Origin of the sequence: Allorhodopirellula solitaria, from assembly GCF_007859855.1 — a bacterium.
Taxonomy (GTDB): domain Bacteria; phylum Planctomycetota; class Planctomycetia; order Pirellulales; family Pirellulaceae; genus Rhodopirellula; species Rhodopirellula solitaria.
The window spans coordinates 5,875-28,892 of sequence record NZ_SJPK01000002.1 but is presented as its reverse complement, the minus strand read 5'-3'; the positions used below and the strand labels follow the sequence as shown (position 1 = coordinate 28,892).

The 23,018-nt window shown below is 58.5% G+C and carries 1 protein-coding gene; it reads left to right on the top strand.

Going from position 1 to position 23,018, the window contains the following annotated elements; translation table 11 throughout:
• Positions 1–101: 101 nt before the first annotated feature.
• Positions 102–23,018 (top strand): tandem-95 repeat protein, encoded by a 22,917-nt coding sequence (locus CA85_RS03565; protein WP_146389956.1) that lies wholly within the window; start codon positions 102–104, stop codon positions 23,016–23,018.

The window sequence follows — 23,018 nt, the reverse complement described above, 5'->3', positions numbered from 1 at the left end:
AAGTGTCCACCACCATGGGCGGGCTTCAGGTAACTTAGCTTACCTGTGCCACGCCTTATTATTCCCCCACCGATTTTATTCTTTCAAGGCTTCGGTCGACCATGACCCACCGACGAAACCCACTATCACGAGCCGGTCGCAGCATTTCCCGTAAGAATGCTCGGCGAGATTCCCGCCTTCGAACCGGATCTGCCCAGCGGCGATCGACGACGGACACGTCGCGTCGTCTGCAACACCAAACCCTCGAACGCAGGGAACTGCTCGCCGCTGAAATCATCAGTGGGCCGCGGTTGGTCAGCGTGGAAGCCGGCGCGGTGTCGCAGATTCGATTGGATGGGACGAGTGTGGAGAATCGGCTCGATTCGGCGCCTCGCGAATTGACCTTCCGCTTCGACGGTACCTCCCAGCTCGATGGAAACACACTGCAGGGGATCCGGGTCATTGGCTCGGGCGGTGATGGGACGTTCGATGATGGCAACGAGGTATTGATCCAGCCTGGGTTCTTGGGGTTTGCGGATGACGAGGTCGGCGACCGGGTGGTGGTGTCGCGTTTCGTCGAAGCTCTGCCGGACGATCGCTACCGGATCCAGATCGCCGGTTATGACGATGTCAATAATCAAGACGTTTTCGCCAATGGCGACTCGGTCGATACCAATATCACCGCGCTGCGTGATACCGATGGAAACCCGATCTTGCCGGCCGACCAAGTCAGTTCGGCGACGCCGTCTCTGAATATCGATTTTGAGGTCGAAGTCGGGGCGCAGGTCGTTGCTGTCGTGCCGCAACCGATCTCGGGGACCGCGGGCAACCGAGTCCAGGCTCGCAACGAAATCCACGTCTACTTCAATGAAGATCCGCTATCGAATCCGAACGCGGGTGTGATCACCAATAACCCGAACCCGCCTTCGGGACAAACTCTCTCCGGGCTGCCTGTCGTCCGGCCTGAGTTCTATCAACTTTTCATGACGAAGGACACGGTCGACAACACCGACGACCTGCGCCTCGAACCAGAAACCGTGATCTACGATCCAACGCAATCCATGGCGGTGTTGCAGTTCACCGACGATCTGTCGGTGCTCACAGGACGGACCGACGGTGTTGGCACTTTCCGTTTGCGGGTGGGTAGCGGTGACTCGCTCCCCGATGCGCCCACTCTCTACAATCTGGCTGCGGAAGGGGCGAGTGTTGTCGATGCTTCAGGCAACCCGATCAACGTTCCTTTCAATGACACGTTCGCGGGCTCGGATATCTTCGTCAACGATGCCAACGCGGGGCAATCACCTGAGAAGGCTATTCACTTTTCGCCGTCCGATGGGCTGCAGAGCGTGTTGCTGCGTGGTGGTTCGATTGAGAACACCGGCGCCTACGTGCCGCCGTGGCCCGGAGCGTATGATGCCCCCGGTTCGCGCGATCAGCGACGTGATGCGAGTGTTGTTGGTCGGATCGATACGAACACTGGGATCAATATATTCCCTTACAACTTTGCCAAACTCTACGGGGAAGACCCCAACGGAAACCCGCTCGATAACGCGATCACGACGGCGCAGCAACAGCGGACACGCGAGATCCTCGATCTCTATGAAGAGCATCTCGGCGTGCGGTTCGTGGAGACGAGTGATTCTGGATTGCAAATTGTCACGGGCGATTTGCGGGCAATCCAAGAAACCGCCGATACCGGCGCAGGCGAAGGCACCCCATACAGTCTCTACCGCGTCAACGAACGCGACCCATCACGCGGGGTCTTGGTGCTCGAAGCTGACGAAGGTTGGTACGACGGCTACGGTCTGTCGCCCGATTCACGTCCGAGTTGGTTCGTCGAAGGATTGCGCGGGATCGGCAATTTGCTCGGTGTGGGCGATCTGTTTGAACTGCCCGATGGCGTGGCCGCCGGTGGCAGCAGCCCGGATGAACCTAACAGTGAAACGCAGAGCAACGATGGTGATGGCGGACCCAGCGGTGTCGCTGGATTTCCAACCCTGCCCAGCGAACCGGATTTCCTCAGCCAGAGTGATATCACGCTCGGCCAATCGCTCCATCGCCCCGAGAGCAGCGATGTCGATCTTTACTCGTTCACGATTGATCCGCCGATCGACGACAATATCGCCGATGATGCGGTCCTCGGTCGCTTGTCACTCGAAACGTTCGCCCAGCGGCTCGACGACGTCAGCTTGCTCGATACCCTCGTGCAACTGTACCGCGTCACGCCAGGACCTGGTGGCACGTCGAATTATGAGCTGATTGCCCGGAACGATGATTCCTTCGGTGACGATTCCCACCTGCAAGTCGACTTGGCTGCGGGCGATTACATCGTCGGAGTGACGAGTACCGGGAACGATGCCTACAGTGGTACCTCAGAGGATACGGGCAACGGCGGACGAACTGAAGGCAATTATGAATTGCGAATGACGTTTGATTCATCCTTCGGTGCAGCCAGTGGTGATGCGTTGGTGGATGCCAACGGAACGCGTTTGGATGGGGATGCCGATGGAGCGGCCGGGGGCGATTTCAATTTCTGGTTCCGTACGGCGCCCGCGACGACCAATGCTAGCGAAGTCCGTACCATCTTCGTTACCAAGGACAGCGACGGTAGCGACAGCAACAATGGCTCGCTCGATTCACCCTATGGCACCGTATCGAAGGCGCTTTCGGAATCGAAGCCCGGTGACATCGTGCGCTTGCTGCCCTCGGCCGGACTCGACGGCCAGGTAACCGCGGTAGACGATCCCAATACGGCAGTTAACGAAGCCTTCGAAGCTCAAAAAGACAACCGCGCCTACGAGTTCGGGCGGGGCGGCACCAACAACAGCGTGCTCGCCGACGGGGCGACATTCGATGTGCCACGCGGCGTGACCGTGATGATCGATGCCGGGGCATTGCTGAAGTTGCAGGATGCGAAGATTGGTGTCGGCAGTGAGTCGATCGACCCGAACCGAGAACTCGCGGCCCTTCAGGTGCTCGGTACGCCGACGTCGTCAGTCGTCTTCACGAGTTACAACGATCAGAACGTTGGTATCGACACCAACCCGATCAACACCACGCCCGGCAGTGGCGATTGGGCGGGGATCGATTTACGCAACGACGTCGACTACGCCGAAGGTCGCGAGGTTTGGGAACGTCAGGGAATCTTCCTCGATTACGTCTCCCACACTGAATTGCGATACGGTGGCGGGCGGGCTGGACTGCGCGCCGATGTGGTCGCGCCGATTCAGATGAGCGAGAGCCGCCCGACTCTGATCAATAACACGATTTCCTTCAGTGCCGGTGCTGCAATGAGCGCCGACCCGAACAGTTTCCGTGAAGATAACTTCAACACCTCGCTCTACCAGAACGCGGGCCTGTTCACGAGCGATTATGACCGGGTCGGTCCTGAAATCTCGGGCAACGTGCTGGTCGAAAACACGACTAATGGCCTGTTCATTCGTGTCACGACGCCAGCGGGTGGCGAATTGGAAACGTTGACCCAGAGCGCTCGGTTTGATGATACGGATGTCGTCCACGTGATCAGTCAAGCGCTGACGATTGCCGGTGCCCCTGGTGGCCCGGTTCTACTCGAAGATCGACCGAGTGTGGGCAGTGTGACCTTGACGCCATCGACGACCGGAGACCTGGCGGCCGGACAGCATGAATATGTGCTGTCCTTCGTCACTCGGGAAGGACACGAGTCGTTGGTCAGTTTGCCGACGAGCTCGGTTACGGTCACCGATGCGGTCGATAGCAGCGGGTCGGTGACGCTCCGGAATCTCCCCACGGCACCAGCGGAGTACATCGGCCGGAAGTTGTATCGTGGCACACTCGTCGCGGGTGTGATTGAGTATGAACTCGTTGATCAACTCGATCGCCGCACCAGTACCTACGTCGATTCGGGCCAGACGCAGAGTGGCTCGCCGAGTATCCAGGCGGTCCCGGAAGCGACCGCGATCACCGTCACGGGGCTCAACGGGCAAGGTGAGTTCAACGAGAACCAATCGATCGATTATCGCATTACCTTTGCTGATGCCTACGGTGGTGAAACCCGGGCAAGTAACGCGACCACCACGGTCGTCACGGGTCAAGATGCGGCCATCGAAATCGCGAATATCCCCGTTGCACCGGAAGGGTTCATTGGTACCAACGTGTACCGCCGAGACCCTAGCAGCGGAGACTACTTCCTCGTCGCCGAACTGCGACACGGTGAAACGTCACTGCTCGACGATGCTCGAGATCAGAGCGTGGACGGTTCGCTGTTGGGCCGGAAACTCGGCGCCGATGCCGATGGTGGATCGAAACTACTGGCGCGCTTCGACGCTCGGTTGACGATCGATCCAGGCACGATTGTCAAGCTCGGCACAGCGAGAATCGAAGCCACCTTCGGTGCTGATTTCTATGCTGAGGGGACGGAGGGAAGCCCAATTGTCTTCACCTCTCAATCCGATGACGAGTATGGCGTCGGTGGCACTTTTGACACTAACAATGATGGCGTCAGCGAAGGTGAAGCTGGCGATTGGGGTGGAATTGAACTGCGTCAAGGCGTCACGGCGAGCCTCGATCATGTGGACGTGCGCTACGGCGGTGGGGAAGCCCCCGTGCAGGGCGGGCTGACGAAGTTCAATGCTCTGGAAATCTTGCAAGCCGATGTGCGGGTCGTTAATTCGAGCTTCGTTTCTAATGCTGACGGCAAAGATGTCGACGGTATCGGTGCCGATTCCGGTTCGTTTGCCACTCGCGTCGGACGCGGTTTCAATGATGCCGCAACGATCTTTGTCCGAGGTGCTCAACCCATCTTGATCGGCAATACGATTGTCGATGGCGATGGTGCGGCGATCAGTATTAACCCGGATGCCTTGACGTTCGAAGCCGTCACCGACCCCGGCCGCTCCACCGGTATGATCGACCGCTTTGTCGATCGTCCTGATAACCAGGGCCCGCTGCTGCTCGACAATAAACTTGCGGGCAATGATCTCAATGGAATGCGCGTCCGCAGCGAAATTGTCACCACGGATAGCGTGTGGGATGACACGGATATTGTGCATGTCGTCGAAGGATCGATTTATTCGATGACTCAGCACTACTATGGTGCCATCCGCCTGCGCAGCGATGCCGACCAATCACTGGTCGTGAAATTCACCGAGGACGGATCCCTCGTCGGCGGTGGACGCCCGCTTGATATCATTGACCGGATCGGTGGTACCCTGCAGGTGCTCGGTTCCCCTGGATTCCCGGTTGTCTTGACCAGCATCAATGACAGCACGATCGGTGCCGGGTTCACACCGGATGGGCGTTCGCAACGAGATACTAACAATACCGGCCTGCCCGTCGACGCCAACGGCAATGAGATCAATACGGCATCAGCCGGCGATTGGGAAGGGCTGCAGTTGCTGTCCTATATCAATGATCGAAATGTTGCCTACGTGTACGAGAACGAACGCGGCGATGCTGGTGCGATCACGACCAACCGCGATCCTGTCGATGCTCAGATTCTCGGTGCACTCGCCACCGGTGAAACGACTGGGGACGACAACGAGCGGCTCGGGTTCACGATTCGAGGGACGCTCGCTACCCAAGACGACATTGATACCTATCGGTTCAGCGCCGCCGGCGGCACGGCCGTCTATTTTGATATCGACGAGACGTCGCCCGGACTCGATACCGTGGTGGAGCTGGTCAACGACAGTGGTGTGGTGATCGCCAGCAGCGACAATTCGTTCGCCGAGGCCAATGGACGCGAGACCATCTACGTCAACACGGCGCTGCAGAACGGTGTGCTCGAGAGCGACGTGCGTGCGCTGTCGACCGGACTGACCAGTGGCAACGTGGAATCGTCCAATACGCTCGACGCCGGTTTCCGTGTCATCTTGCCAGGTAACTTCGATGCCAAGAATGACTACTACGTTCGCGTGCACAGCGCCAACGCCGAGACGTCAGGGCAATACGAGCTCGGGATCCGTCTCCAGGAGGCCGATGAGGTTGCTGGTTCGACGGTCCGCGGGGCGGACATTCGCTACGCGACCAATGCCATCGCGGTCAGCGGCACGCCGATGCACAGCCCCTTGGTGGGCGATGTCGGTGAGTCGGTAGTGTACGTGGACCCCACGCCGGGCGATCAGAACAGCGGTGATGAATCAACTCGCGAAACAGTCGACACGCGACTGAGTGCAGATCCTGCCGATGCGCAGGATCTCGGCAATCTGTTGACCTCCGATCGGGGTGCACTCACCGTCACGGGGGAACTCGGAAACCTGAGCAATACGTCGCTCGACATCAGGCTCGAAGATGTTGACGTTTACCGGGTAGAACTGCGTGCCCAGCAGCTTAAGCCGGATACGTTCGACAGCGAGAACCGCTTTGTCTCGGCAACGTTCGATATTGATTATGCCGACCAGTTGGCACGGGCCAACACCGTGTTGTCAGTGTATGACTCGGAGGGACGCTTGATTTTGGTTGGCCGCGATAGCAACGTGACCGATGATCAAGGACGTCCGCTCGAGGGTGTGGACATGAGCAATCTCGCGGCTGGGTCTGCCGGGACGCTCGATGCGTTCATCGGCCCCGTGGAACTGCCTGAAGGCGTCTACTATGTCGCCGTCAGCAGCGAAGCTGCCGTGCCTGCGGTGCTGAACCAGTTCTTTGAGGCCAACCCAGTCAATCCGGACGTGCGTTTGATGCCGGTCAACTCGGTTCGGCGTGTCAGTCGCGACGATTTGGATGAGTCCGGCTTCTTCAGCTCACGTTGGGATGACTATACCGCCGAGCGTCCGGTGATCGAGCCGGCTTTCGGCGACGATTCACCCATTGCCTACACTCTCGACGATATCCGACTATTCGTGAACCTGATCGGTGGAACGGGAAGTAACGATAGCACGCTGGCGAGTTTCAACCCATTTACGGGAACGGTCGAACGGTCGATCGGTAGCTACGGTCCACGAACGCGTGATATCGCCATTCGGAGTGATGGCGAACTGATGACCTACAACTTGCCGCCTAACAATCCCTCGAACGGCAACACGGGTAACTTCCTCAACGTCAGCCCTGCTGATTCAGCCGTCACCCAGGCTGGTGATGACGGCATCGAGTTCCGTCAAACGAACGAAGCTGGAAACAATACTGAAGTCGATGGGAACGCGCAGTACATCGTTAACGCGATGACGTTCGAGCGGAGTGATAGCAGTGCTCAAGACGGTTCGGTCAACCGCAGCGAAATCAACAACAACAACGAGCGTTTCTGGGTTGTTGGGAACCGTGATTCGGGCGGACGCAATGGAGTTCCCGTCGAACTCCGCACGAACATTCTTTACCAAGCTGCTGGCGGTACGGGCGAGATTACCTCGCGTGGTAGTTTGAATGGGGACGCGGACAACAATTATTCAGCGACCGTTCCTTACCAAACGACGATGGGTCCGGCGTCGGACGAGCGGGAGTACGGGATTGTCGATACGGGGTTCATTGAAACTGCCAATGGCGGTGACGGTGGTGATATCACGGGTCTGGCTGCACTCAATAATAACTTGAACGGCGACCTGATCGCTGTGACCGATCTCGGTGGCGTGCATGTTTTCGATCCCGACCAAACCGAGGATGCACCTGAGGGATTCTTCGATGATGGCTATAGCCGGGTGATCCCGACGACCAAGTACGGATACTTGACAGCGGATCCCAATCACGTCGCGGACCCCGGTTCGAACCTCGGCACGGACCCCAGCACGGGCGAGCAGTATCCTCTGTTTACGGGTTTGTCTCTGGGGCCACAGGTTGTTGAAAATCGTGCGTACGCGGACATGCTGTTTGCGACGACGGTGGATGGTTGGCTCTATGCCTTCACGCTCGGAACCGACCAAGCGGGCATGCCAACGACCGAACCGGCGAACGTTTTCTACAACGGTGGATCGGCGGTTCAGCTCCGGTTCCTCGGTGATCAACCCGGTTTCGACAGCGGAATCAACTACCAGACGAGTGGTTTGGCGTTCAGCAATCTGGAGGTCAATCCTTGGCACACGACGAATGATCGCTCTGGTGATGCAGGTCACGGCGATGTGGTTCCTTACGACAGCAGCCGCCTCAATACCACCGGTGGCTCGAGTCTGTATTTTGGGTTCGAGATTGATAACAATGCCGACAACAATACGATCGCGCGGCCCGAAGGTAGCAACCTCGGCCAGATCGCCCCGGGCGGTAGCCACGGATCGGCAATCTCCGATTTCATTGACCTCAGCGAATACAGTGCTGGCGACAAGCCGACCCTATATTTCACCTACAACATCGACGTCGAAGACGATGATGATTATCGCCTCAATCGGGCCCAACACGATAGTTTCCGGGTTTTCGCATCCGGGGATGACGGCGAATGGCATTTGCTCGCGACGAACGATGAGTTTCGTGAACTGCCCAACAATGATGAGTACGACGAGTATGTGAATAGCGGCATTGCCGTACAGACCATCTTTGACGACAACGCCGCTGACCAGTGGCGGCAAGTTCGGGTCGATCTCTCGCCGCTGGCGGGAAGTAGCAACGCTCGCATCCGCTTCGATTTCAGCACCGCGGGTTCGATGCGGACCCAGTTCGGTTCGGTCGAATTAGTGGGTGTCGCTGGGGAACAGCTCGTTGACAATGACATCACTGAGATTGAGAACGGCAGCGGTAACTTTGCAGGTAGCATTTCTTCATTGCAGACTGTTGTCGGTCGGGATGTGAAGCTGCCTAGTGGCGCAGATTTGGTCGCTGGTGATTCATTCCAGGTGACCTATCTCGATCCCGCCGCAAGTCCGCAGCAGAGAACGGTCAACGTGACCTTCGTCGACACGCTCACGCCCGGTGCAGCGGACGTTGAGGTATTGATCGACCCAGCCGCCACGGCGAGCGAAGTCGCCACGGCAGTCGCGGCAGCGGTCCCCGGTCCGATGCGGCCGCGCGTCGATGATAATGGACGACTGAGTCTATTGGCTGCGACGAATATTCAAGTCGACGGACAACTCGCCGGTGGTCAAGCCAACCCGGTAGAGTTCTCAGGGAGTTTCCAGCAACTGCTCGTCCCCAGTGGTGACGAAGCAGCGGTGGGAGAACGAGTTACCATTAACCTTCCCTCGGAGCCTGCGGCCACGCTCCGGTATGTCCGCACCATCGATCCCGCCGACACCAGCGGCGATGTTCAAATTGTCGCATTGTCGGGCGAGAGCCGAGCACAGATCGCCACTCGCATCGCTGCAGCCCTGCCCGCCGGAGCGACGTTCGTCAACGCCGACGGCAATCTGAACTTCTTGCAGGCAGGTGTCGCGATCAACGTGCAGGCTGCTGCTTCGCAGATCGTCATTACCAATCTCGATCCGGCGAACACGCCCGCCCTGATTGAGGTTCCTGCCGGTGCGGACCTCCGCAGCGGTGAGGGTATCTTCCTGGATGCCGACGGTGCTCCTGGGGTTACCGTCCGCTTTGTTCGTCAGGGCAGCGACTTGCCTTCGGGCAACCATGTTTCGGTCTACTTCACCGAGTCGATGACCGCAGCCGATGTCTCAGCTCTCGTGGTGACGAAGCTGCAGAGCGTCGCTCCCGGGCTCGTTGCGGTTGAATCAACCACGACCGATGGATTCGAGATCACCGGTGCCAACCCGGTTGCGAACGTCTTAGCGAACCAGCCCACGATTACCTCGCAAGATAGCGAGGTTGTCGATACGTATGGAGTGCCGGTAACGCTTCCAGCCGCGTCGGATCTGACCGATGGTGAGTCAATCACCGTCTTCCGCAAAGACGCACCTCTCGCTGCTACCGGCAGCACGTACACTTTCCGGACGGCTACCACGGGGGCTGCTAACGAAATCGTTTACTCCGCTACGGATACGCCTCAGGAAATCGCTGAGAAATTCCTGGCGGCGCTCGACCCGGCCCTCGCTCCACAGATGTTCGGCAGTTCGGGACGTGAGGTTCTCATTGTCGAAGCGGCGTCCATTTCCGTGGCCGACAGTGCTTCAAAAATTGTCTCCTGGGAAGCGACGCGGCAATCTGGTTTCCAGTATGTGCCACGCGCCGTACCGGTGATCACCAACGCAGTGATGGATGCCAGTGAGGTCGCCGAGCAGCTGCAGAGTGCTCTGGTAGCGTCGCTGGGCACGATCGCTGCTCAGAACGCCGGTTACCGCACGACCGCCGATACGAGCAACTACAAGATCTCCGGTGGCAACCGCGTCCGAATCTATCTCCCCGAATCGGGTGATTCGCCAGTTCTCGATCCGGGACCCTACGGTCTCAACATGGAACTGCCTGGCGATGAATTCGGGCTCGGAACGCCCAATAATTTCAACAGCAGCCAATCGGCTGGCGCTAGCAATAACGAGGTTGCGGGCGTCTATATCGACGACATCATCATCGGTATGGCCGAGCGTGGTGAAGCGGTCTTGTACGAAAACTACAGCGGGCAACCCGGGAACTCTGATTTTGTCCTCGATCCGTCGTACCTGCCTGACACCCGCGGTGATGCGGTGCAGCCCGAACATGCTGACGAGATTCTCGTCGGTGGATATTCACTCGGGATCCGCATGTCCGACGAATACGCGGTGCCCCAGGACTACAATCCCATCAACCTGGAGTTGGACGAACAGCGTTCCCTCGGCCGATCCTTCGATAGCAACGACCGACTGGTCGATGGGGCTGTCACGATTGTCGCGCCAGCGGGCCGCAATCTGCTCGATGGCGACACGTTCGTACTCGATGATGGTTCCTATCGTCTGACGTTTGAATTCGACAGCCGCTATGCAACCGGTGTGACACCGGATTCGGGCCACGTTCCCGTGCCATTTGATCCCGCCGATACCGAGGCTCAGGTCGCTGCGTCGATTCGCGATGCGATCAATTCGAGTCAAGCTCAAGACACGCTCGCGATCTCGGCAGCCACTGGAGATAGCAGCGATAGCGGAACGTCGACGTCGTCTCGTGTCGAGTTGTTCGGTAACTCCTACGTCCTCGATGACAACTTGCAACGCCGACCTGTTTCGGTCGACATCGTGGTCAACCCAGGATCACAACGGACGTTGAAGCTCGATCTCAACGCCGAAGAGACGTTCAAAGGCCGCTACACAAGCCGGCGCGTCGCGATCGTCGATCATGACAACGCGAACACGTCCACTGCAACCGAGTACGTGATCTACGACGATGAGCTCGCTCAATCGGCGGTCCCGGGCTACGTTAGCGGTGACACATTGTTCGCGACGGGCAAGATCGGTGATGCTGTGAACATCGGTATCCTTTCGGGAAGTGATGCCGATGACGGCGCAGTTCTCGCCAGTGATCCCACGTTTGACCTCGATAGCGTGCGAGTGTATCTCGAGGCTGGAGAGGGGATCGACATCGATCTAGATACGACTGGTTTGTTCAAGGTAGGCGCGGGTCTGCAGCGTCCGTTCATTGCGATTGTGGAACAGGGCACGAAGTTCACGTCGACGGAGTTGAACTTCGCGTTCGCTCAAGACGGTAGCGGGAACCCCGCGTTCTCGGGATTCAATTCGCCGACGCTGGCAGTCGGGGAAACCGAAGAGGGCGCGACGTTGCAGTTCACCCCGACTCGATCGGGATACTACGATGTGATCATCAGTAGTGCTGGTGCCTATGCCGGTGGCGGTTTCCCGAGCGGCAATGACATGCAGCTCGGTGACTACTTCATGTCCATTCGCCCGACCGGTGATCCCGGCGTGCCTGAACGTGACGTTCTGATGGTCGATTATCACTTCGGCATCACCGATCAAAATAGTGTCGATGATCAGGGGCAACTGATCATTGCTGACAACTTCATCCGCGATTCAGCCAACGTCGGGATTTCGACGATTGTCGATGCTGATTCGGGCAAGGTCGGCAACTCATCAAGTTTGCCAGGTAGTGCACAGTTGCTGCGAAACGTCAACCAATTTGGTTTGGTACCTGGTGCCGTGATCGTCAACAATGTCGTCGAGCGATCCGGGAGCATCGGGATTGAAATCGGTGGCGGTGACTACGGCAATGGTGAACAGGGCACGCCGAGTCTGTTCAGTCGTGTGATCAACAACACGATCGTTAATGAGGGCAACGGTGTGGGGATCTCGGTCAGCGGCCGGGCGGCACCGACATTGCTCAATAATGTCATTGTCGGAGCGGGCAATGGTATCGATGTCGATACTCAAACCGCTTCTGGGACACGGACCGGCAGCAATCTGTTTGCCAACAATGGTACCAACAGCACGTTGCCAATCGCCAATAGCTCGATCGAGCTCGGCACCAACGTCGATCTGGCAGACATTTTCCAAGACGCCTCGCGGTCGATCTATATTCCGGCCGCCGGTAGTTCTCTGATTGATAATTCAATCGATTCACTCGATGACCGCAGCGACTTTGCCAATACCGTCAAAGGGCCTGTTGGCTTGCCGCCGTCGCCGATCTTGGCGCCGTCTGTTGACATCTATGGTCAACGTCGTGTCGATGGAATTGCCGGCACGCCTGGTGGCGGTACCGGTTCGAACGTGTTCATTGACCGCGGTGCGGTCGACCGTGCGGATGTTCGTCGTCCTAACGCTGTGCTCAATAATCCATTCGATGCACCCAACCTGGACGCTGCCGGTTCGCCGACCGATCCAAACACCGTCGGCGATACCGACCCGGAACAATCATTCGTTCGTCTGGTGAACTCGGATCAATTCGTCAACTTCTTTGAAATTCAGTTGATTGATGAAGCGGGCACGGGGCTGGATGCGTCAACGATCACTGCCGACACCGTTCTGCTCACTGAGAATGGACGTCAGCTTCTGCCTGGTCGGGACTTCACATTCGGATACAGCGAGAACAGTCGCACGATTCGGCTGACACCGCTCGCTGGGGTATGGAACCAAGACTCCGTGTATGAAGTCACGCTGAATAACCAGGTGCGCCGCGTCGTTGAATTGCCTTCGGGCGGTTCGATCGCTGACGGCGACCAAGTGGTTGTGACGGATGATACCGGACGCGAGAGCGTATTCGAGTTTGACAGTGGCTACACGCTCGGTGTGCCGCAAAATGAAACCTTAGTGGTCACCGATACGAAGGCCGGTTTCCGAGATACCGATACGTTCACGATTACATCGGTGGACGGTTCGCAGAGCGTTACCTTCGAGATCAATACGACGGGCGCGGTTGCCAGTGCCAATGTAGCGATTCCGCTCGCGGCGACTGGAACGGTCACTGAGATACGTGATGCGATTCTGCGAGTCCTCGATCCCACTCAGTTCGCTGGCAGTCCTGCCAGTGCGGTGGACTACGCTGACCTGCTCGGCTTGGCACCGGTAGCCGTTGGGAACGATTCCATCCAACTCGGGACTCTGCCCGGGCACGACGTCGATATCAGCAACGTATCCTCAGGTCTGACTGAAAGCGGCGCGATCGAGTCGGTTGTCGATGGCCAGCAGTTCACTTACACGCGGGGGGCTCAAACGGTCACCTTCGAACTGGATTCAGATGGATCGTTCGATCCGGCCGATCAAACCCAGACGCTACGCCGAGTCGGTTTTGACCGTACTGATACGCCCGACGAAATCGCCAGTTCCATTGCGACGGCTCTGCGTGATTCGAATCTGAACCTGAGTGACGCGGTAGCGATTGGCGACGGTTTGGTCTCGGTCGGCGGGCTCGTCGGCGATACTGTTGAACTGGATGATTCTAGCCTCTCACTGACCGGGAACCCCGGCGTGACGGGTGGTCTCCAGATCACGATTCCTGACACGGAAACCGGCACGAGTATCGATGGTTCCACTGTGACGATCGATGTCGCGGGCACCTCGGAGACATTCGAGTTCACGACGGATCCGCAGCTCACGTCGGCCAATGTGACGGTCGTCGTCGCTGCGGACGCCGATCCGACGGCGATCGCCACGGCGCTCGAGTCCGCGATCGAATTGGCATTGGGCAGCACACTGCAGAATGTCACACGTGATGGCTCAGTGATCACGCTCGGTGAAACCGCGACGGACTTCACGACTGTCGATGTGGTCGACGGTCCCGCCGTGGTGGCTGCAGACGCATTGGTGATCGATGGTGTCAGTGGCGGTGCGTTCGCTGTGGAGTATACCCCGAGCGATTCCTTCCCAGCCGTCTCCGTGGCGACGAAGTTACAACAAGCAATCGATGATGCGGGTGTCAACGTCGACGTGTTCTCGCCTGGCGGTGGTGTGTTGTTGTTCGCAGGAACACAGAACGTGGTGAGCCGAGGTGGTGTTGATGATGCAGGCACGGTCGCTCCAACGATCGCAGCCGTGTCCGACCTCGCGGGGAACCCCGTCAGTCCCACACGGCCTAACAATGAAACACGCTTCACGATCATCATGCCGGATGTGCGTTTCGACTTCGGTGATGCCCCCGCGTCCTATGGGACCTTCCTGCAATCACCGACACCCAACCTGCAACCGACCGATCCGAACTACGTTCCTGGAAACGGGGCACGACACGCGATCACCGGTGGCACCGAAGGCAGTCGGCTCGGTTTCCAAGTCGATACTGAAAGCGACGGGCAACCTGTCGATAGCGGTGTCGGTGTCTCCGATGATCAGCTTCAGTCGGTTGGCGCCGCCGCGACAGCTGCTGATCTGATCACACCGAATTTGGCTCGCATCACCATCACACGCGTGCCTCGATCGGGCGATCTACTCACCTTGTCGGTGGGGGGAACGGATTACGCGTTCCAGTTCATCTCCGACGGCACGACGGCAGTTCCCCCTCGGATCACGATTCCGATTGCTGCAGGCGATCGAACCAGTGACGTCGCGGCAACGCTGTTGGCTGCATTGAACGCCAACGTGACTGGAGTCACGGCGACCATCGACCCTGATCACCCAGAACAGATCGAGATTGATTCCACGGCCGGTGGTGCACCGGGGCCTGAGCTGATGGTTGGTTCGCAATCGAGTCTCTTCTCGCCAGCGTTCACCGTTGACGATTCCGATCCTCATTCGCTCTCGGTCACGTTCACCGATGTGCCGTCGCCGGGGCAGCTGATTGATCTGCGTACCGACGACCAAACTCTCACTTATGAGTTCGTCAATCCGACTTCGAACCCACGACCGGGCAGTATTCCCGTGCTCATCACGGGGGCATTCACGACGGAACAGGTTGCCGAAGCGTTGCTGGCCACGATCCGTCCCAACCTGAGCACACTCGGCGGCAGTATTCTGGCCGATATCGATGAATCCGACGGATCATCGGTGCTGTTGACGGCTATTGACGATGAGGACGGTGTATCCGTCGTCACGTTCAATCAAGGTGGCGGGGTCGCACCAGCGTACTTCTTCGGACGTTATGCCGATAACGGTGCGACGTTCGACGCATCGCAGGCCGATCAGGTCTTCGGGTTCCTCAACCCTGCCGACCCGGCCGGTACCAATGTCGAGGTCTACGTGACCGGCGGCGGGTTGGTCGATGCCTGGATCGACTTCAACGGCAACGGCGTCTTCGACGAAGACGGATCCGAACAGGTGCTCAAGAATACGCCGGTGGTTGATGGCATCAACACGCTCAGCATTGTCACGCCGAGCACCGTGACGGACAAAGACACGTGGCTGAGAATCCGCTTGAGCGATTCCGGGAACACGCGTCCTACCGGCGTGACGATCGGTGGCGAAGTCGAGGACTACCAGGTCAGCGTGCGAAGTGTGCCGCTGCCGGTGCCATCGGGAGACGGGGATCAATTCATCGCTGTCGAAGACACGCCTCTGCGTATCGATTCGTCGCTTTCGGCAGCCGATCCGCCGTTGGATATCAACGCGAAAACACTGTTCACGAACGATAATTTCGCATCGCAGATTCTGCCGGTTCGTTACTTCGTGGATCTGCCGCGGATCTTCGTTGAACCGGACCAAACCAGTTATCCCGGTGACGACGTTCTGGTCTACCAAACGCCCGCTGGTGGTATCCTGGAAGTCAATCGAACGATGCAGGGATCCACCCCAGGCGATGACCTGACGGGATCGTTCCTCTACACGCCACCGGAGGATTTCAACGGTGTCGATACGTTCCGATATCGCTTGTCAACTCAACAGAATGCGGACAGCCAAAACCTGGACGGGATCACCTTTGAAACGGTGACGATCAATGTTCTCCCGGATAACGACGATCCAGGAGCCAGCGACGAGACCTTTGTTACTTTCGAACCGACCCGTGACGGCGGCGACGCGACACTGGTGATCACGGCGGATGATTTGGTCGCTTCGGCGATTCCGGATTACGACCCCAATCAATCCAACGCTCCGCTGGATGAGTCCAACCAAACCATCTTGGTTCGTTCGGTCACGACCGCGAGCGGTTCGATCACCGCGGGCGGCAGTGGCGATACGATCATGACGCCACAGGGCGGCACGTTGGTTGCCGAGTTCAACGATGCAGCCAACCCGCAGTGGATCACGCGATTGCTGTACACTCCCGCCGATGATTTCAATAGCGATGTCGGTGCGGTCGGTGACCTGCTGCTCGATGAATTCACCTTCACGCTCTTCGACGACGGCATCTCACAGCTGCCCTCTGACCTGGAGACGAACCTAGCCGATCTCGAAGCGGACGGTTTGCTCGGTAGCGATGACCTCAGTGCAGACCCGTATTACATCGACGGTGGTGAGCGAGATCAGTTCCTCCGCAAGGCTGTCACCGCCAGCGAGGCCACGGCCACAGTGACCATCCGCGTCGTCCCACGCAATGACGCGCCGGTTCCAGTTGCCGATTACGTCGGGCTGACCGACGCGACGGGAGCTCCTAATGATCGCTACTTGAACTTCTTTAGCGATCCGGCGACCCGGCCGACTCCGACTGAGGACACCACGTTGGTGTTCTCGGCCGCCTACCTGCTCGACAACGACGCAGCGGGCCCAGCGGGCGCCGTCGATGAAACCGATCCGTTGAATGGCAACGATGGAGACATTCGTGTGGTCGCGGTCGGATTGGATGATGCCAATGCGAACACGCTCAGCCGTGGTTCCATCTCGCTCGATCCCGACACGGGCATGATCACGTTCACGCCTGCGGACGATATCTACGGCGAGATCACCTTCACGTACACGGTCATGGACAGTGGAATCGATGAAGGTCTCGATGTGGACGATGTCTTCGATGCCAATGATCGCGGCACGCGGGACGTCAATGGTCGCACGTCGACCATCACGTCCACCATTTTCGTGGCTCCGGTTAACGATGCACCAGTCGCCTACGACCGCTTGGCGCGGATGACCGAATCGACGACCGATAATCCGACCTCGATCTCGATCGATGCGGATGATCTGATTACGGCGAACTTGCCAGCTTCCACGAGCGTGGATTCCAATATCGTTGTCACGTCCAACGCAGTCATTCTGCCCGACGCTGACGAGCTATTCGATGGTGAGACATTGGTCTTCACCGCCGCCAATGGACGGCGGGCGGCGATCGCGTTGAACACGACCGGAGTCGTTCCTGCGGGAGTCGATCGCGTGGTCCGGTACTCGCCGAGCGATGTGGCGGCCGACTTGGCCACCAGTCTTGAGCAGGCGATGCGAGCGATCGGATTCGGTGGCACCGCCGCGGGCGACCAAGTTGATTTCAGCGACGCGAATATCATCACCGAAGTCCCGCGGACGAACAGTCTGACTGTCGATTCGGCGCGGCAAGCGATCGCGATCCCATCGGGTGCGGATCTCGGCGATGGCGAGCAAGTCGAGGTGGTTGATCTCAATGGGGATACCTATCTCTTCGAATTCACTACGACGGGCAATGTCGACGCTGATGCGGTCCCTGTTGCGATCACCGTGGCCGATACGTCCGAGCAAATTGCCGAGGCACTGGCAGCGGCGATGACCACCGAAGGCCTGACCGCTGTGGCCGCCGCAACGGCGCAGACCCAGGTTCGGGTGCATTTCGATGACGCTGCGTCGATTGATCCACAAGCGGCCACATCGGCGATCCGTGTGATCGGCAGCGATGTGATCATGCCAGCCGGATCGATGCTGCAGAACGGCGAGCTTCTCGAGATCGAGAATGCTGCTGGTGACATGACGATCGTCGAATTCGGGCTCGGTAGCGACGCGAGCGATTCGGCCTACGTCTTCGTACCCTTCCAAACCAGTGACACCGCTGTCGACTTGTCGGCCCGGCTCGCGGATGCGATCAACGCGACCGACGCACCCAACCCGGCTGCGGTTTCCGCCAATGTGGTCACGATGGAGTTGTGGGAAGTCACGCTCACCGATGTCACGACGATCTCGCTCGACGAAACCGCTAGCGGCATCCAAATCGACGGTTCCAACGTGCTGGTGCCTGCCGGAACGGAGTTGATCGACGGCCAACGGATCGAGATTGCCGACGCGTCCGGGAACGCTACGATCGTCGAATTCAACACCAGCGGGACGCCCTCGATCGGTGCAGACCTCGCGGTGGCGTTTTCCTCTGCAAGCTCCGCATCCGAAGTCGCGGTGGCACTGCAAGAACAGCTTCGTCTGGTCGGATTGGGAGCGATTGCAGACGTGGGAGCGTTTGGCGTCCCCGCTGATTTCACTCGGGTTTCGCTCCAGGTGATCAATCAGGCTGGTGTGGGCGAGTTGCCTGACGCACCGGGCGATTTTGATTCCCGATTGCCCGCCCCGTTCAACGAGAGCGAGCAGACCCCTGGCCTGCGAATCATCGAGGTGGGAACGGCTGCCGGTACGCTCAATCTGCAAACCGATACGAATCTCGTCTCGGCGGACCCAAACTTGATCGGTACGCTCACGCCGCTCGGTCCCAATGAAGCCGGTCTCGAAAGCGATTCAGGCGGTATCTTCCGCTTCGAAATCTCCACCGAGGTTGTCAATGGCGAGACCCTGCGATACTTCAGCAATATCTACTACACACCGCCGTTGAACTACAACGAACAGTTGCCATTCGCTCCGAATGAACTGCTGACGTATAAGATCATCGACGATGGACTGACGACGATCCCAAGTCCGGCGAGCGTGCAGAACCTTCCGCCGGAAGTTTCTGAGTCAGGCACACTGACGATCACCGTGGCCGCGGCCAACGACGTGCCGACGTTCGACGGTCAGATGTTTGTCAACGTGCTCGAACGAGACGACCTCTCCTCCACCACCATCCCGGACTTTGTCTCGCAGATCTTTGCGGGTCCCGATGATGCTTTTGATGAGGTTCAGACGCAGGAGGTTGATTTCCTCGATCCCGAACTGGTCTCGGGCGACCCGTCGGTGATGGACGCCATGCCGGTTATCAACTACACCCCAGGATCGACCGAGGGATCGCTGACCGTCTTCCCCGCACCGGATCAAGTCGGAGAGCTGGTCTACAGGATTGTCGCTTTTGAGGTCGATGATCCGACGTCACTCTCCGAGCCGCAGCTGGTCACGATCAATGTCCGGCCAGTCAACGATCGGCCACGTATCGATCCGACCATCGCTGGGACAACCGATTCTGCCAACGCTGATGAGGCCTACAGCGTCACCACGGGAAGTGATACAGACAACGACGGGTTCAATGATCAGGCAACCATTCGGTACACCCTGAGGGAAGACAACACCCGGCCTGACCCCAGCCAGCCTGGTGAGGTTTTAACGGGCAGTTACTTCATCCCCGTGGACAAGAATATTGCCCTGCCAAGTGATGTCTCGGGAACGGTCACCGTGGGTGACTACACCCGCCTTGGTTTGCTCGACGTGTATAACGTGGGACCTGCAAACGAAACGGTCGATGGTACCGACGACCAGCCGACCGGTGGACCTCAGGTGCTCGAGCTGTTCGATTTCCCTGACACAACGAAGTTAGGCGGCACATTGGCTCGCCAGTTCTCGACCACCGAAGTGGACGCGAGCGGCAATCCACTGTTGATCGGTTTGCTGTACACACCTCCAACCGATTTCAATAACTTCAACGGTTCAGTGGATTCCTTCGAGTACACCGTTCGCGATGACAATCCTAGCGGTGGTGAGACCTACTCGTTGGAAACCGAATCGCTGATCCAAGACCGGCTCACGTCGACCTCGGTCGTCGAACTGAACCTCAATCCGGTCAACGACCGACCCGAGTTCTCCACGCTCGACCTGCAATACGAGGTTGCTGAAGACGGTCCTGAACAGGTTATCAATGGATTCGCGTTCGGAATTTCAGCAGGTCCTGCACAGTCAGCGTTTGATGAGATCAATTCTGGCAGTGGCCAGGATCTGAGCTTCAGCATCTCGAGCCTGTCCTTCGACGATGCCGATGCCGCTGAATACTTCGATCAAATGCCGACCGTCGATTTGCAGGGGCAACTGCGTTACAAACCGGCTGCGGATGTCTATGGTACGTTCGAATTTTCGATCTTGCTTCAGGACGACGGCAGCGATGATGCCAGCCGTGGCGATCTGAATACATCGATTCCTGCGACGTTGACGATCGATGTCCGGCCGGTCAACGATCGACCTGCGATTGCACCGGAGTTCGATACTCCGGCTACCAACCCGCTGAGCTTCGATATCTCCGAGGGCGGTTCGATGAACGTTCTCGTCAATGGGGACGGGACTTCGCCTGGACTGCTCGACGTGTTCGTGGTCGGACCCGATAACGAAGCCGCCGATATTGTTCCCGGTGGCAACCAATCGCTGTCCTTGACCCAGCCTATTCCCGTCACGACGGCGCAGGGCGGTACGCTCGAGTTGGTGACCCCAGCGACGGGCAGCCCGTACTTCCGCTATACACCTCGCGACAACTACGTCGGTCCCGACAACTTCAACTACACCGTCACCGATGACGGCGTCACGGTCCCCTTGGGTACCGGCGGAGTTGCCAACAGCGATCCTCAGATCGCGACGGGTACCGTCACGTTCAATGTCTTGCCCGTCAACGACGCACCGCAGTTCAGTGGTGCCGGTGATGTGACGAGCAATGAAGACGCCAATTCGGGAGCCGGTCGTGGCGTCGTGACGATCGAGAACTGGGCGACCAACGTGCAAGCCGGCCCTCCCGGTGCCGACGATGAAATCGGCCCTCCCGGCCAGCCACTGGATTTCGAAATCCTGGCCATCGGTGGGGACGAGGATCTGTTCACCGTCGCACCCCATGCCATCATCGAAGATGGCGGGACGGCATCGTTGAACTATACGCTCGCTCCCAATGCAAACGGGGCGGCGACGTTCACGGTCCAGCTCTTCGATGGTGGCCCCGACAACCTCGGTAACGGAGACATTAACGAATCGGATGTTCGAACGTTCACCGTCAACGTCACCCCCGTCAACGACGCGCCTGCGTTCGTACCCGGTGGCGAGGTCACCGTGTTCGAAGATCGCGGTCCGTATTCATCGACCTGGGCCACGAGTATTTCGCCAGGCCCCGCCGACGAGAGTAGCCAAGGGGTGTCCTTCAGCGTGACGCCCGTTTCAGCGAGCGACGCGGCGTTGTTCAGCAGTAACGGTCAGCCGCAGATCTCCAGTTCAGGAGTCCTCGCCTTCACGCCTGCACCCAATGCCAACGGCACAGCGCAGGTCCGAGTGGTGGCAACGGATTCCGAGGGTGCTCAAAGTGCCGCAGTAACGCTCGATATCGTTGTACTGCCTGTCAACGACTTCCCGGTTCCTGTTGGTGACCAACTCGACCCGACGACCGAAGACGCGGTGCTGACGATCCCCGCATCGCAATTGCTCGCCAACGATGTCGACCCCGACCTCGGCGATACCCCGCCCGATGAACTACAGCTGTCCATGCCATTGGTCCAACGCAGTCTGCGTGGGGCGATTGTCCGATTCGATCCCGCGACCGGTATCGTTACCTACGACCCGTCGGAGTCTCGCGAACTGCAAGCCCTCCGTCCGGACTCACCGGCTCTTGCGGATTCGTTCAGCTACGCCGTCACCGATATCGAAGGACGCAGCGTCACACCTAACCGGGTCAGCAACAGCGTGTTGGTGACTGTGAACGTCTCGGGTGTCAATGATGCACCCATCGTGGAGGATGATACGCCGACGCTCAGCCCATCCGGGCCGACCACCATCGACGTCCTCGCCAATGATGAAGATATTGACGGTACGATTGATCCGAGCACCGTCACCATCACCAGCCAACCGGCGTTCGGTAGCGTGACTGTCAATCCCGATACCGGAGCGATTGTCTACACGCCGTTCACCGGATTCCCGGGCAAGGATGAATTCCGATACACCGTCGAAGATGACTTCGGTGCGATTAGCGAAGAGGGGCGGGTTGAGATCAGCCCCAACACCGCTCCGATCGTCCGAGACGATACCGGGGTCGCCTACACCGGTGAGTCGATCATTATCCGGATTCTCGACAACGACCAGGATACCGATCCAGACGATGATTTTGATTTGGCGAGCGTGCAGATTGAATCGGGACCGTCTGCTGGTACCGTCACCACGCTGCCCGACGGAACCGTGCGGTATACGCCGACAGTTGGCTTCACCGGTCGCGATTCGTTCGACTACTCGGTCGCCGACACCCGCGGCCGACGCAGTGGTCTGGCAACGGTTAGCATCCAGGTCGTCGCCAGCCGTCTGCAGAACCCAGATACGCGATACGACGTCAACGATGATGGGGCGGTTTCGGCACTCGATGCACTACTGATTATCAACTTCCTGAATCGCAATTCCGACGCCGTCGCGTTGGGAGCCACGATTCCGCCAGCGGAGAATTTGGTAGTCGAAATCGATGACCCCGTGCCACCGGATTCCTACCTGTCCTCCGATGGGCACGAATACGGTGCGGGTTACTTCGATGTGTCCGGCAATCGGGTTATCTCGGAGCTCGATGTTCTGCAGATCATCAATGAGCTCAACCGCCGTGACACGACGGGTGGTTCGGCCGAACCGATACCGGCCGCAGCATCCGCCGCACCGGTTGGTAACGTCCCAGCACCTGTTGTGTCCGAGTCCTCGGCGGCAGACGCTGTCGCCACGGTAGCGGTCGAAGTCTTCGATAGCGAAGACGAATGGGTCGATTCGACGGCATCGACGCAAGTCGAGACAGACGTCCTCGATCGGCTTGTCGCTGCCCAGCAGACTGACGACGATGAGGATGAAGAGAAGGATCAGTCATCCGCTATCGACATCGCCATGTCACGGCTTTTGTAG